15 protein-coding genes are annotated in these 13,771 nt (G+C 69.7%); 10 read left to right on the top strand and 5 right to left on the bottom strand.

The window, feature by feature from the left end; translation table 11 throughout:
• The first annotated feature begins 100 nt into the window (after positions 1 to 100).
• Positions 101 to 931, top strand: coding sequence for an SGNH/GDSL hydrolase family protein (locus tag AC0685_RS31395; protein ID WP_478228889.1), 831 nt, complete (start codon positions 101 to 103; stop codon positions 929 to 931).
• Between the two features lie 136 nt (positions 932 to 1,067).
• On the opposite strand, the gene AC0685_RS31390 is transcribed toward AC0685_RS31395, so the two are convergent.
• Positions 1,068 to 2,249: a S8 family peptidase gene (locus AC0685_RS31390; protein ID WP_478228795.1), complete on the bottom strand. Its 1,182-nt coding sequence runs from the start codon at positions 2,247 to 2,249 to the stop codon at positions 1,068 to 1,070.
• A gap of 260 nt (positions 2,250 to 2,509) precedes the next feature.
• Here AC0685_RS31390 and AC0685_RS31385 point away from each other — a divergent pair, with 260 nt between their 5' ends.
• Entirely contained in the window at positions 2,510 to 3,313 is an 804-nt protein-coding gene (locus AC0685_RS31385; RefSeq protein ID WP_478228794.1) for a pentapeptide repeat-containing protein, read from the top strand.
• A 123-nt stretch (positions 3,314 to 3,436) separates the two neighbouring features.
• The gene (locus AC0685_RS31380; protein ID WP_478228793.1) at positions 3,437 to 4,390 is read left to right on the top strand and encodes a helix-turn-helix transcriptional regulator; all 954 of its coding nucleotides are present in this window, start codon (positions 3,437 to 3,439) and stop codon (positions 4,388 to 4,390) included.
• Here AC0685_RS31380 and AC0685_RS31375 read toward each other — a convergent pair.
• On the bottom strand, positions 4,369 to 5,307 hold the full coding sequence (locus AC0685_RS31375) for an AraC family transcriptional regulator (protein ID WP_478228792.1): 939 nt from the start codon (positions 5,305 to 5,307) through the stop codon (positions 4,369 to 4,371). The genes AC0685_RS31380 and AC0685_RS31375 overlap by 22 nt on opposite strands.
• Positions 5,308 to 5,388: 81 nt before the next feature.
• Here AC0685_RS31375 and AC0685_RS31370 point away from each other — a divergent pair, with 81 nt between their 5' ends.
• Both AC0685_RS31370 and AC0685_RS31365 read left to right on the top strand, forming a co-directional pair.
• Complete coding sequence (locus AC0685_RS31370; protein WP_478228791.1) at positions 5,389 to 6,216, top strand: Rossmann-fold NAD(P)-binding domain-containing protein; 828 nt, start codon at positions 5,389 to 5,391, stop codon at positions 6,214 to 6,216.
• A 32-nt stretch (positions 6,217 to 6,248) separates the two neighbouring features.
• Positions 6,249 to 6,740: an anthrone oxygenase family protein gene (locus AC0685_RS31365; protein WP_478228790.1), complete on the top strand. Its 492-nt coding sequence runs from the start codon at positions 6,249 to 6,251 to the stop codon at positions 6,738 to 6,740.
• A gap of 7 nt (positions 6,741 to 6,747) precedes the next feature.
• Here the strand turns inward: AC0685_RS31365 and AC0685_RS31360 are convergent, their stop codons facing one another.
• From AC0685_RS31360 to AC0685_RS31350, 3 genes are all read right to left on the bottom strand, one after another.
• Positions 6,748 to 7,521: an alpha/beta fold hydrolase gene (locus AC0685_RS31360; protein ID WP_478228789.1), complete on the bottom strand. Its 774-nt coding sequence runs from the start codon at positions 7,519 to 7,521 to the stop codon at positions 6,748 to 6,750.
• A gap of 72 nt (positions 7,522 to 7,593) precedes the next feature.
• Positions 7,594 to 8,820, bottom strand: a complete 1,227-nt coding sequence (locus AC0685_RS31355) for an RNA polymerase sigma factor (protein ID WP_478228788.1) — start codon at positions 8,818 to 8,820, stop codon at positions 7,594 to 7,596.
• Positions 8,817 to 9,950 (bottom strand): glycosyltransferase, encoded by a 1,134-nt coding sequence (locus tag AC0685_RS31350; RefSeq protein ID WP_478228787.1) that lies wholly within the window; start codon positions 9,948 to 9,950, stop codon positions 8,817 to 8,819. The genes AC0685_RS31355 and AC0685_RS31350 overlap by 4 nt, the downstream gene beginning before the upstream one ends.
• Before the next feature lie 74 nt (positions 9,951 to 10,024).
• Here AC0685_RS31350 and AC0685_RS31345 point away from each other — a divergent pair, with 74 nt between their 5' ends.
• Genes AC0685_RS31345 through AC0685_RS31325 form a run of 5 tightly spaced genes read left to right on the top strand, consistent with a single transcriptional unit; the run spans position 10,025 to position 13,534 of the window.
• Complete coding sequence (locus AC0685_RS31345) at positions 10,025 to 11,050, top strand: hypothetical protein (RefSeq protein WP_478228786.1); 1,026 nt, start codon at positions 10,025 to 10,027, stop codon at positions 11,048 to 11,050.
• Between the two features lie 12 nt (positions 11,051 to 11,062).
• Positions 11,063 to 11,350, top strand: a complete 288-nt coding sequence (locus AC0685_RS31340) for a hypothetical protein (protein ID WP_478228785.1) — start codon at positions 11,063 to 11,065, stop codon at positions 11,348 to 11,350.
• Positions 11,347 to 12,747, top strand: coding sequence for a WXG100 family type VII secretion target (locus tag AC0685_RS31335; protein WP_478228784.1), 1,401 nt, complete (start codon positions 11,347 to 11,349; stop codon positions 12,745 to 12,747). Before AC0685_RS31340 ends, AC0685_RS31335 begins: the two co-directional genes overlap by 4 nt.
• Positions 12,731 to 13,279 (top strand): hypothetical protein, encoded by a 549-nt coding sequence (locus tag AC0685_RS31330; RefSeq protein ID WP_478228783.1) that lies wholly within the window; start codon positions 12,731 to 12,733, stop codon positions 13,277 to 13,279. The genes AC0685_RS31335 and AC0685_RS31330 overlap by 17 nt, the downstream gene beginning before the upstream one ends.
• Positions 13,280 to 13,285: 6 nt before the next feature.
• On the top strand, positions 13,286 to 13,534 hold the full coding sequence (locus AC0685_RS31325) for a hypothetical protein (protein WP_478228782.1): 249 nt from the start codon (positions 13,286 to 13,288) through the stop codon (positions 13,532 to 13,534).
• The last annotated feature ends 237 nt before the right edge of the window (positions 13,535 to 13,771 follow it).

Genomic DNA, 13,771 nt, shown 5'->3' with positions numbered 1-13,771 from the left:
TCTCCGCGGGTCGGCGGACGCTGATCGCGGCATTCGACGACGCATGCAGGAGGCGGCAGTGACACGTACGCGCTGGGGAAGACTCGCCCGGATCGCCGCGGTGGCGGGCACCGCACTGACCCTCGCCGGATTCGGGACACCGGCCCTCGCCACGGCGGAACGCCAGGTGTACGTCGCGATGGGCGACTCGTTCTCGGCGGGCTCGGTGGTCTTGCCGCAGTCCGATCTGCTCACCTGCGCCCGGTCGGCGATCAACTACGCCGGCCTGCTGGCGAAGCAGCTCGACGTCGACGAACTGCGCGACGTCACCTGCGGCGCGGCGACCACGTCCCATTTCACCAACCCGCAGAAGGGCATCGTCTCCGGCACCAACCCGCCGCAGTACGACGCGCTCTCGGCCGACACGACACTGGTGACCGTCGGGATCGGCGGCAACGACGTCGGCCTGGTCGGGCTCGCGACGTCGTGCGTGAACCTGCTGCCGGTGGGTGCCTCCTGCAAAGCGGCCAACACCACGGGCGGGGTGGACAAGTACGCCACCAAGATCGACGCCTTCGCCGCGACCTACGGCACGGTCATCGAACAGATCCGCCAGCGCGCCCCGCGCGCCGAGATCGTCATGGTGGGCTACCCGACCGGGATCAAGCCGGGCGGATGCTGGCCGCTCGTCCCGGTCCTGCCGCAGGACGCCGACTACATCCAGGCCAACATCGACCGGCTCAACGCCCGGATGGCGGAGCAGTCCGCCGCGCACGGCGCGAAGTACGTCGACATCCGGACGCCGAGCATCGGTCACGACGCCTGTCAGCCGATCGGCGTCAAGTGGATCGAGGGGCTCATCCCGTCGGTGGTGAACAACAGCTTCGCTCCGCTGCACCCGAACGCCGCCGGTCTCGCCGCCGTGGTGCCGAGTATCCGGAAGGTGCTGTAGCGGGCTCGTAAGCCGGGTCCGTGAAGGCCTCCTTGCCTACCTTGAGGGTAGGGAAGGAGGCCTTCACGGACTTGAGCCGGGGGATCAACCGCAGCCGGGGGCCATGGCTCTAGCCGTCCTGACCACGCACGAGCCGTCAGGCGGACGGCGCCCAGTACAGGAGCCGGTTCGGGGAACCGGAGCCCGGGTTGGTCACCTTGCCGGGGGTGGCCGCGTTGATCAGCGCGGTGGCCACCTGCGCGGGTGTGGCGCTCTTGTTGTTCTGCAGGAAGCGGGCCGCGACACCGACCACGTGCGGGGTCGCCATCGAGGTGCCGCTGATGGTCTTCGTCGCGGTGTCATTGGTGTTCCACGACGACGTGATGTTCGTGCCCGGCGCGAAGATGTCCACGACGCTGCCGTAGTTGGAGAAGCTGGAACGCGCGTCGGTTTCGATGGCCGAGCCGACGGTGATCGCCTGTGTCACGCGGGCGGGGGAGAAGCCCGAGGCGTTCGAGTTGGAATTCCCGGCGGCCACGCCGTAGGTGACGCCCGCGGCGATCGACCGGCGGACGGCGTCATCGAGCGTGCTGGAGGCGCCGCCGCCGAGGCTCATGTTGGCCGCGGCCGGTTTGACGTGGTTCTTGGTGACCCAGTCGATGCCCGCGATGACCCCGGCGGTGGTGCCGCTGCCGGAGTTGTTGAGGACACGGACGCCGTAGACGGTGGCGCCCTTGGCGATTCCGTACTGCGATCCGGCGATGGTGCCTGCGACGTGGGTGCCGTGGCCGTTGCCGTCCTGGGCGACCGCGTCGTTGTCGACGAAGTCGTAGCCGTTGCGGGCGCGGCCGCCGAAGGTCTGGTGGCTGATCCGCACGCCGGTGTCGATGACGTAGACGTTCACGCCGGCGCCGGTGCTTGTGTAGCTGTATTTGTTGTCGAGCGGGAGGTTGCGCTGGTCGACGCGGTCGAGACCCCAGGACGGCGGGTTGGTCTGGGTCGCGTCCGCGTGGACGAGCTGGTTCTGTTCGACGGACGCCACCGAGGGGTCGGCGGCGAGCCGCTTGGCCTGCCGCTCCGACAGTGTCGCGGAGAAGCCCTTGAGCGAGCTGCTGTAGACCTGCTCGACCTTCGCGCCGAAGCGGTTCGCCAGCGCGTCGACGATGCCGCCGTCCTTCAGCATGACGATGTAGCTGTTCGGGATCGCTTCGGCGGATCCCGCGGCGAGGATCCGTCCTTCGGCGGCTTGGGCCGGAGCGGCGGTCACGCTGATCGCCACCGCGACCGCGCTCACCATTCCGGCACGCGACAGCCAACGCGCTTGTCTCGTCTCTCGCATGTGTTCGTCCTGTCGTTCGCAGGGGACCGGCCGGTCAGGACCACAGCGGCGGAAAGCGGTCCGGCACGACCGCATGGGGCGGCACCTGCCGAATCCCACGAAGATCGAGGCTATTGAGCGGCCGAGATGTCCGATATCGACTGAACGGGGCAGCACCCGACCTTCGTCTGGCGGCCATTGGCGGCGGGTGCCCTGCACGGAAAGTGCGCTCCGTACCCTGTGGCTGGAACACCGTGCCGAAATCTGGAGTCCGAACCACCGTGCCAGCCCTTTCCAGCCTGCGGGCCGACTGCGAGAACTGCTTCGGCCTATGCTGTGTCGTCCCGGCCTTCGCGGCGTCGGCCGATTTCGCGATCACCAAACCGGCCGGTCAGGCGTGCCCGAACCTGCGCGAGGATTCCCGGTGCGGCATCCACGACAAGCTCCGCAAGAAGGGTTTCACCGGCTGCACGGTCTATGACTGCTTCGGCGCGGGCCAGAAGGTCTCCCAGGTCACCTTCGACGGCGAGGACTGGCGGAAGGCGCCGAAGAGGGCCAAGTCGATGTTCGCGGTCTTCCCGGTCATGCGGGATCTGCAGGAACTGCTCTACTACCTCACCGAGGCGGCGGCGCTGCCGACGTCCGCGCCCATCCGCGACGACCTGGTCGAGATGATCGACCGGACCGAGCGGATGACACTGGACACGCCCGGCGTGTTGAGGAAGCTCGACGTCCCCACGCATCGGGCCGCGGTGAACGGGCTGCTGGTGCGCGCGAGCGAACTCGCCCGCGCCGCCGTGCCCGGCAAGAAGAAGGACCGGCGCGGCGCCGACCTCATCGGCGCGAAGCTGAAGGGGGCGAACCTGCGCGGCGCGCTGCTGCGCGGGGCGTACCTGATCGGCGCGGACCTGCGGGGAGCCGATCTCCGGCAGGCCGACGTCACCGGAGCGGATCTGCGTGACGCCGATATCCGCGGCGCGGATTTCCGTGACACGCTCTTCCTCATCCAGTCCCAGCTGGACGCGGCGAAGGGTGACGCGACGACGAAGCTGCCGGAGTCGCTCGCGCACCCCGCGCGCTGGTAACCCCCCTCGCGTTTCGTCCTCTGAATGCGGTGGTTGACATCGCGAACTACCGCATTCAGAGGACGAAACGCGGGGGAGCAAAGTGTGCATCGGGGTGAGCGGTTTGGCTGCGAGACTGGGCGCATGCGTGCCGATCGCCTGGTGGCCACCCTCCTGCTGATGCAGGCTCGTGGCCGCGTCACGGCTGCCGAACTGGCCGAGGAGCTCGAGATCTCGGTCGCCACCGCCCGGCGTGACCTGGAGGCGTTGTCCGCCGCGGGCGTGCCGGTGTACCCGCAGCCCGGCCGTGGCGGTGGATGGTCGCTGGTCGGCGGCGCGCGGACCGACCTCAGTGGACTGTCGGCGCCGGAAGCTCAGGCGTTGTTCCTGCTCGCGGGCCCGGCCGCGTCGATCTCACCCGAGGTCAAATCCGCGCTGCGGAAGCTGGTCCGGGCCCTGCCCGACACCTTCCGCGTCGACGCGCAGGCCGCCGCGGACGCCGTTGTCATCGACCCGTCCCGGTGGGGCGAGCGCGAGCAGGAACGGCCCGAACTGCTCCCCGTGCTGCAGGCCGGGATCGTCCGCCGCCGCAAAGTCCGCTTCGGCTACGCGAAAAAGGGCGCGGAACCGGTCGAGCGGATCGTGGATCCGTGGGGACTCGTGGACAAGGACGACAGCTGGTACCTCATCGCGGGCACCGAGAAGGGCCAGCGCACCTTCCGGGTCGACCGCATGTCCGACGCCGAGGTCAGCGACCTGCCCGCCGGTCGCCCGGACGACTTCGAGCTGTCGAGAGCGTGGGAGCAGGTCGTCGACCGGGTCGAGGAACGCCGTTCCGGGCTGGACGCGACCGTGCTCATCGCCGAGCGGCATCTTCCGATCCTCCAGGACCACTTCGGACGGCAGTCCACTGTGGAGGAGAAGCTCGGCGATGGACGCGTGCGGGTGACGGTGTCGGCGCCGGTGGCATGGATGATCGCCCAGCAGCTCGCGGGCTGGGGCTCGATGATCGAAGTGCTGGGGCCGCCGTCGGTCCAGGCGGAACTCGCGCGGATCGGCGCGGAACTGGTCGAGCGTTACGCGACGCCGGCGCGGTAACCCTGCGGGCTGACGCCGTGCTCGCGTTTGAACGCGGTGCTGAGCGCGAACGAACTGCCGTAGCCGACCTGGCGGGCGACCGCGCCGATCGTGACATCGGGATGCTGACGCAGGAGATCCGCGGCGAGCGCGATACGCCAGCTCGCGAGGTACGCCATCGGCGGTTCGCCCACGGCGGCGGTGAACCGGCGGGCGAACGCGGCGCGGGAAACTCCGGTGTCGGCCGCGAGGCTCGCCACGGTCCACGGTTCGGAAGGCTTGTGCTGCAACAGTTTCAGCGCTCGCCCGACGACCGGGTCGCTGTGCGCGCGATACCAGGCGGGAGCTTCGGCGCCGGGCCGGTCGAACCAGGTCCGCAGCGCGGCGACCAGGAGCAGGTCGAGCACGCGGTCCAGGACGGCTTCCTGACCGGGCGTGTTCTTGACGATCTCACCGGCGAGCAGCGGCACGAGCGGGTTGTCCCACTCCTCGTCCCGCACGACCAGCAGTGACGGCAGCGCGTTGAGGAGCCGTTTGCTGATCTCGCCTTCCAGCGGATAGGTGCCGGTGAGCAGGATGACGGGGCCGTCCGGATCGCTGCCCCAGGTGCGGACGCCGAGATCGGACAGTTCGGTGAGGTGCTGTCCGTCCGGGGTCAGGCATTCCTGTCCCGGCAGGATCATCGCCTGCGGTGGCGTGGCCGGGTCGTCCGCGACGAGATAGGGGTCCGGACCGCGCGCGATGGCGATGTCGCCGGTGCCGAGGCGGATCGGCTCCCCGTGGTCGGGCACGACCCAGGATTCCCCGCGAACCTGCGCCATCACCGTCAGCGGTGCCTCGTCCTCGATCCGCAGGGACCACGGCGGGGTCATGACCGACTTCAGCAGGAAGGCGCCGCGGGCGCGGGGTCCGTCGAGCAGACCGGCGAGGGGATCCATGCCGAGAAGTGTAGACGATGAAACATGGAACAGAGCCTTTGAACTATGTTCCGTCTCATTCGGAGACGCTTGACTAGGGACATGACAGAAACGAAGAACAACGAGACGGTCCTGGTCCTCGGCGCTACCGGCAAGACGGGGAGCCGGGTGGCGCGGCGCCTGACCGAACAGGGCGTCGAGGTCCGCAAGGCGTCGCGTCCCGGGTTCGACTGGAACGACCGGTCGACCTGGACGGCGGCGGTCACCGGGATCAGCGCGGCTTACCTGACCTACTACCCCGACCTCGCCTTCCCCTGTGCCGCCGAAGCGATCCGCGACTTCTCGAAGCTGGCCGTGGACCACGGCGTCCGGCGACTGGTCCTGCTGTCCGGCCGCGGTGAGGAAGAGGCCGTGGTCAGCGAACAGGGGGTGCGGGACTCCGGTGCCGAGTGGACGGTCGTGCGGGCCAGCTGGTTCGCACAGAACTTCAGCGAGCACTTCCTGCTGGAACCGGTGCTCGCCGGGGAGATCGTGCTGCCCGCCGGGCAGGTGACCGAACCGTTCATCGACGTCGAGGACATCGTCGACGTCGTGGTGACGGCGCTGACCACCGACGAGCACGACGGCGAGGTGTACGAGCTGACCGGGCCCCGATTGCTGAGTTTCGCGGACGCGGCGGCGGAAATCGGCAAGGCTTCGGGGCGGGAAATCCAGTACGTTCCGGTTTCCGCGGCGGAGTTCGCCGCGGGTGCGGCCGAACAGGGCGTGCCGGAGGAAGAGATCGAAGGCCTGACCGACCTGTTCACTCGAGTCCTCGACGGCCGGAACGAATCCCTCACCGGTGATGTCGAGAAGGTGCTGGGCAGGCCCGCGAGGGACTTCTCCGAGTACGCCGCGAAGGCCGCGGCCACCGGGGTCTGGAATCAGTGAAACGAGCGGGAATCGGAAGGGAGGCGACAGGAATGGCGACGCTGAGCGAGATCGTCCTGATCGCGGCCGTCATCACGGCGGGGTTGATCGCGGGCTTGTTCTACGCCTACACGTGCTCGGTCATGCCGGGGCTGGGCTGGGCCGACGCCCGGACGTACGTGACCGGGATGCGGGAGATCAACATCGCCATCCTCAACGGCTGGTTCGCGATCGGCTTCGGCGGCGCGCCGTTGCTCGCCGCGGTGGCGGCGGCGCTGCACTTCCGGTCGGAACTGCGGTCCGCGCTGCCGTGGATCATCGCGGGGTTCGTCCTGCTGCTGGTGATGCTGATCGTGACGATGGCACTCAACGTGCCGTTGAACAACGCGCTCGAAGCCGGTTTCGACGGCGACAAAACCGACTTCGAGGCGCTGCGGGCGAAGTTCGAGGGTGTCTGGGAGCGGTGGAACCTGGTCCGGACCTTGGCCGCGATCGGTGGCTTCGGCGCTCTGGTGGGCGGGCTGATCGTGCACGTCCGCGGCTGACCTCCGGTCAGGCGTCGAGCACCTCCCGGAGCAGCGGAGCGAACGCGGTGGCTTCGGCGGCGAAACCACCGTGGTCACCGGGGAAGTAGGTCGGATCCAGCCCGAGTCGGCCGGCCGCGAGCACCGCGGCCTCATGTGCGGGCTGCCCGGCCGATTCCTTGCCGACACCGACGACGATCCGGGTCCCCGACGCCTTCAGAGCCGCGTAATCCGGCGTGAAGTCCCCGATCATCTTCATCAGGTGCGCGACGAAGAACTCCATGTTCTTCCGCATCTCCGGTGGGAGTGCGCCCTCGCCCGCCTCGAAACCGGCGTCGGCCATGAACTTCGCCATCGCCGCCTCGATGCCGTGCTCGCGGTGGATGCGCAGTAGCTCGTCGGGATCGATGTCGGGCTGTTCGTCCAGCAGGCTGGTCAGCGGCGGTTCGTGCGCCACGAGCGTCCGCACCCGCCCGGGATGGCGGGCGACGAGCTCGAAAGCCTGCATGCAACCACCGCTGGACGCGAAGATCGCCGCCGGTTCCTCGCTCACGCTGTCGAGCAGGCGGAGCGCGTCGTCGGCGTGGACCTCGATCCGATGCTCCTCGTCGGGATCGTCGAGGGTGCTGCGGGAGATTCCGCGCGGGTCGTAGGTGATCACCGTGTAGTGCTCCGCGAGCAGGCTCGCGATCGGCGCGAACATGCCGGAATCGGCCGCACCACCGGGGACGCACAGCAGCGCCGGACCGCTGCCGGTGACGGTGTGGTGGAGCCGGGCGCCGGGAACGTCGAGAACGGCCATCGGATGACCCCTTCCTTTCGGGACTTGTCGTCCCACCGACGAACGGCGTCGCCGGGGACAGACACCCCGGCGTCAGGAGATTTCGGCGAGTTTTCCCGACAGGTAGGCGCGCTCGGGGTCGGTACCGGCGAGCGCGAACGCCTCGCGGTAGGCACCGGCGGCCTCCCCGAGCCGGCCGAGACGCCGCAGTAGGTCCGCGCGGGTCGCGGGAAGCAGGTGGTAACCCGGAAGACTGGCGGCGAGCTTGTCGACCAGCACGAGCCCGGCTTCGGGACCTTCGGCCATGGCGACGGCGACGGCGCGGTTCAGCTCGACGACCGGCGAGGGCACGAAACGCAGCAACTCCCCGTAGAGGGCGGCGATCTGCGTCCAATCGGTCTCGGAGGCGCGGGCCGCCGTCGCGTGACAGGCGGCGATGGCGGCCTGGATCTGGTACTGCCCGGGGACGCCGCGGCGGAGCGCGGACTCCAGCAGTTCGGTGCCTTCGGCGATCTCGGCGGTGTTCCAGCGGCCGCGGTCCTGGTCTTCGAGTGAGACGAGGGTGCCGTCACCGTCGACCCGCGTGGAACGCCGGGCGTCGTGCAGGAGGACCAGGGCCAGCAGCCCGAGGGCCTCCGGTTCGCCGGGCATCAGGTCCGCGAGGATCCGGGCGAGCCGGATGGCTTCCGCGGAGAGGTCGGGCCGGAGGAGATCGGTGCCGACACTTGCCGAGTAGCCCTCGTTGAACAGCAGGTACAGCATCCCCAGCACCGCGGCCGTGCGTTCGGGCAGCAGTTCCGCGGGCGGGACCCGGTACGGGATGCCCGCGGTGCGGATCTTCCGTTTCACCCGGACCAGACGTTGCGACATCGTCGCCTCGGAGACGAGGAAGGCGCGGGCGATCTCGGCGGTGGTGAGCCCGGCCAAGGTCCGCAGCGCGAGCGCGACCTGTCCTTCCAGCGGCAGTGCGGGGTGGCAGCAGGTGAAGATCAGCCGGAGCCTTTCGTCGTGGACGCCGCTCTCGTCCCGTTCCGGCTCGGCGGGGACGTCCAGTCTGGCGGCTTCCCGCAGTTTCGCCGCGCCGACGGCCTCGCGCCGGATCTGGTCGGTGGCCCGGTTGCGTGCCGCCGTGGTCAGCCAGGCGCCGGGTTTCGCCGGGACACCGTCGCGGGGCCAGGTGCGCAACGCGAGCGCGAACGCCTCCTGGACACATTCCTCGGCCAGATCCCAGTCTCCGGTGACCCGGATCAGGGTGGCGATCACCTGCCCGGACTCCTCGCGGAACGCTCGGGTGATCGCGGCGCCGAGGTCGGTGGTCACCGCAGCAGCCCTTCCAGGAGCGGGACGATCTTCTCCGGTGGCGGGTACGCGGTGACCTCGTCGCGCAACCGCGCGGCCGCCTCTCGGTAGGACGATTCCCGCAGCACCGTGGTCACGGCGTCGCGGATGTCCTCCGGCGTGGCTTCGGCGACGCCGAGGACGGTGCCGAGCCCGAGTTCGGTGACCCGGTCACCGTTGTGGGGCTGGTCGGCGCCCATCGGGAGCAGCACCATCGGCAGCCCGTGCGCGATCGCGCCCAGCAGGCTGCCTGAACCGCCGTGGGTGAGGGCCGCGTCGCAGTACGGGAGGACGTCGTCCTGCGGCAGGTACCTCGTGAGATGGATGTGCTCCGGTTGGGGGCCGAACTCGGCGGGGTCGAGGAGGTTCCCGACGGTCACCACACACGTCGCGTCGACGTCCTTCAGCCCGGCCAATGCCCGGGTGAACAGGTCGCCGGATTCGGTGTTGAAGATCGTGCCGAGGGTGAAGTAGACCGTCGGGCGGCCCTCGACGTGCCAGTCCGGCGCCGGTCCACGTCCGGGAACGGGATCGTGGAACGGCTGTGCGGTCGGCGGCAACGGGAACCGGGGATCGCGGAGACTCGCGGGGAACGGTGAGAGCACGAGATGGCGATAGGCCATGTCGAGGTTCCGCTGCCGGGGAAGCCCGTGGGCGGCACGGACCTCGTTGAGCGCGTCGTCGACAAGTTCGGGACGGATGAGGGCACCCGCCGCCATGACCAGGACGGTCGCGTGGGGGAGATCGAGCTTTTCGGCCGCGATCATCGCGCCGTGATCGGCTTCGTCGCAGACGAGCAGATCCGGTGTCCAGTCTTCGCAGAGCGCCAAGACGTCTTTCGCGCGCAAGGGTGCGGTGCGACGGACGAACCCGTCACGGAAGTCGGCGTCCTCCCGGTCCCTGTCGACAGGCAGCAACGGGCGACGGCGGCCGTCACTGCCGAGATTGGGCCCCGACGGGAACGCGGCGAATCCCGCCGCCTCGACGATCGGGACCATGAACGGCTCGCCGGTGAACGCGATCGTGTGGCCCGCGTCGGCGAGCGCGCGGGCGAGGGGGAGCAGCGGCCGGAAGTGACCGTTGCCGCCGGCGAAGGTAAACAGAACACGCATGCGATCGACCCTATCGGCGGTCTTACCGGCGTTGCCTCGCTTTTCGCACGGGCGGGCAGCGCTACCCTGCTGCGGTGATCGATACGGACGCCGACGAGGTCCGGCTGTGCGCGCTGGAAGGCTGCGAGAATCCCTTGCCCCCGCCCGCGGTGGACGCCGACGGGAAACGCAAGGGCGGCAGGCCTTCGGCCTACTGCGGCAAGACCCACGCCGACGCCGCGTCGCGCGCCCGGCGGGCGGCCGCCGTGGCGAGCGTGGCCGATCCGCTGCTGGAGGTCCGCCGGATCGCCGACGAGTTCACCCCGGCCGCGGCGTCGCTCGTGGAACTGCTGGACGCCATGCGCTCCCGCTTCGACAACGCCGCCGAGGCGGCGCTGGGCCGGGTCACCGAAGCCGAAACCGACGCGGCCGCGGCCCGGCGCGAGGCCGAGGACGCGCAGCAGGCGGCGGCGAAGGCCGACACCGCGCGCGCGACCGCGCTGGCCGCGTCCCGCGACGACAAGATGGCCAAGGCCAAAGCGGAACGCGCCGCCGAACAGGCCCTGAAGGACGCCGAGGAGACCCGCCAGCGTTCGTGGGCCGAAGTCGCCGCCCACGAACGGGCCCGGGGCGCCGCGGAAGCCGCGACCGTGGCGGCCGAACGCGCCCGAGACGCGCTGGTCTCCGATCTCCGGACGCTGCGCGAGGACTTCGCGGCCGTCCGGGACGAGAAGACCCGGCTGGCGGCGGAGCTTGGCGAGCGGGACACGGCGCTGGCCAGGGCGGTCGCGGAACTCGAAGCGCTGCTGGACCGGCTCGACGAGGCGAAGGCCAGGGCGACGGTATCCGAAAAGGACTGTGCCGCCGCGCGGGCGGAATCGGCCGCTCTGCGTGGAGAACTGGACCGCGTCCGAGCCGAACTCGCTCAGGAGCACACGGCCAGGAGCCTCGCCGAAGCCCGGGCGACGGCACTGGCCGAAGAACTGGAGCGGGCCCAGGCCCGTGCCGTCGCGGATCAGGCGCGGTACGACGACGTCGTCCGGCAGCTGGCCGAACTCGCCCGTCCTGCGGTCGTCGAAGAATCGCCCGAATCGCCTGTGGAGGCTTCCGAGCTGAAGTAGAGTCCACCGGCTGTGAGCGGGTACGAGGTCGAGATCGGTCAGCTGCGGAACGCGGCCAAGGCGGCGGGGTCCGCCGCGGACCAGGCCAGGGCCGTGGAACCGGGCACCGGCGTGGACGCGATAGCGACGGCGTTGCCCGGTGGGGAGGCCGCGAAGAACGCGCCCACGCTGGCGTCGACGTTCACCGAGCGCGGGAAAAGGTGGGCCGGCGAGATCGACGGCTGGAGCGACTCGATCACGAAGGCCGCGAACGCGTACTCCGAAAACGAGAACTCCGCGGAGGAGGCTTTCGGGGGATGACGATCGGCTACGACGACGTCCGCAAATGGGACGCTGAGGCGCTCGAAACGACGGCCACGAACCTGGGCGGGCGGCGGGACAAGCTCATCGGGTTGCAGGACGAACTCGACGACGCCAGGAAACTGCCCGATTGGCGAGGCCCCGCCGGCGAGCGCGCACGCGGTTCGCTGGGCGACACGCGGAACAAGGCCGAGATCCTGATCGCGGAGCTGTCCGCCGTCGAAACCGCCCTGCAGAACGCGTCGGACGAGGTGTCCGCGCTGAAGACCAGAGTCGCCAACAACGACTCCCTCGCCGGCACCTACCAGTTCCGCATCGCCGCCGACGGCGCGATCGTGGACGACAAACCCGCCGACCCACCGCCGAAATCGCGGTTCGAGGCCGAGGAGTACGCCGAGTCCCGACGGCACCGCGAAACCATCAGGAAGCAGCTGGAGCAGGAAACCAAGGCGATCCTCACGGCGGCGACCAACATCGACGCCGCCCTCGCCCGGGTGATGCGGCTCGCGCAGGACGCCCAGATCAGCGACCACGGGGCGACCGACCTGGCGGGCGCCAGGAAGAGCGGGGAGATCGAGGCCGGAGTCATCGAGATGGAGCAGTCCCTGCGCGAGGCGGGGCTGCTGACCGGGCCGCCCGCGTCCGGCCACTACCGGCAGTGGCTCGAGAACGCCGTACGCCGGGGCGTATCGATCGACACCATCAAGAAGATCGCCGACGACCACGACATCACACCGGAGGACTTCAAGGTCCTCGACGGTATGGAAGAGATCCGCGAGGACGAGGACGGCGACGGGACGTTCAAGTCGTACTTCTTGATGCCGACCGACATCAGCGGGGACGACGCGGCCAAGGCCGTGCGGATGACCTACATCCTGAACGCGGGCACCGACTACGGGACCGAAGGCGAGAAGACCGACTTCGCGCCGACCCCGTACGGCTCCGAGGAACTGCGGCGGATCACCGACCGGCAACGGGAGAACTCCTGGAGCTACGACGACGACGTGGGCTTCGTGCACGGCAACGGCGGACGGCTGGTGACCACCCCGAACGGCATGATGATGGGCCTGGGCGGGAACCTCGTCCAGGACCAGTTCAGCCAGCATGGCGGAACCGCCTGGGGCGACACGTTCATGCTGAACATCGACGACCCGAAGGATCCGGCGCAGCAACTCCGAGAGGTCGTGAAGTCGGGCCACGCCTGGTACGAGGGCGACAACGGCGCGTCCCAGGGTTCGCTCGACCTGGACCGGTTGCTGCATCACGAGGAGCGCCACTCCCAGCAATGGGCGCGCGAAGGCTACGCGGGCTTCCTTGCCTCCTACGCGTGGGAGCAGGTCACCGGCGGCAACGAAACCGAGGAAGACGCGGGACTGACCGATGGCGGATATCACTAGGGGTTCGCGCGTCGCCTGCGCCGCCTTGCTCGTGGTGGCGATGACCGCGGCGTGCGACACCAAGGCGCAGTTCGCGCCGTCGCTGCCACCGGAGGCCGGATTCCGGGTTGATGACGGTGTCCTGAAACTGTGGACGGGCACTCCGTGCGAGGGCGTCACCGGCCTGAGGTTGACGTTCGACTCCGGCACCCAGGCGAGCACGGAACAGGTGTGGACCGCGCCGCGGCCAGGTGTGCGGGTCGAGCACCTGGACCTGCTCGGGGTGTCCTTTCCGGACACCGGTGGCCCGCTCCAGGTGCGGACACCGCTGCCCGCGGACTACGACTGGACCAAGGCGGGCTCGGTCAGCATCGCCGTCGACGGACCGAAAGCGAACGGCGCCAAGGCCGACGTCGCCCAGGTGCTGCGCGAGTCGGCCCAACATCCGTCTGGGAGCTACCTGTTCGGCCGGAGCGGCTGGATGGACGCGGCGGCCGTGCAGCGTGAGAACCGGAAGTCGTTCCTGACCGTCTGCACTCCCGACCCGGAGTGATGGCTCATGGATACGCCGGAGAGTGCCTCGCGAACGGTGCTGCGCCGCATCGTGCTGGGCGCGTTCGCCTGCGTCGCCGCGGTGATCGTGCTGCTCGTCGGACGCGCGGTGCTCAGCGCGACCGGCCTGTCGTCCGATCCGCACGGCTACGGGATGTTCGCGGGAATCCTGTTCACGGCGGTCCTGACCCCGGTCGCGCTGGCGTTGTGGCTGCTCTACCGCTCACTGCGGCGACGCGGCAATGACCTAAGGTGATCGGGGCCTGGCTCCGGACTCGCCGATGGGAGCCGGCCGTACCGCGAGTGTCCACAAAGGACGCCTTCGCGTGGCGAAATGTCTGATTCACGCTCGTAGGCACGACTTTGGGCGGGGGTCGTGGGGGGGGGGTTTGGGTTTCCCCCCCACCCCCCCCCCCCCCCCCCCTTCCCCCCCCCCCCCCCCTCCCCCCTCCCCCCCCCCCTCCCCCCAAAGGCCCCTTCCCCCCCCCGACCG

Source organism: Amycolatopsis sp. NPDC043889, assembly GCF_056435645.1.
This window is presented reverse-complemented; position numbering and strand designations above follow the sequence as displayed.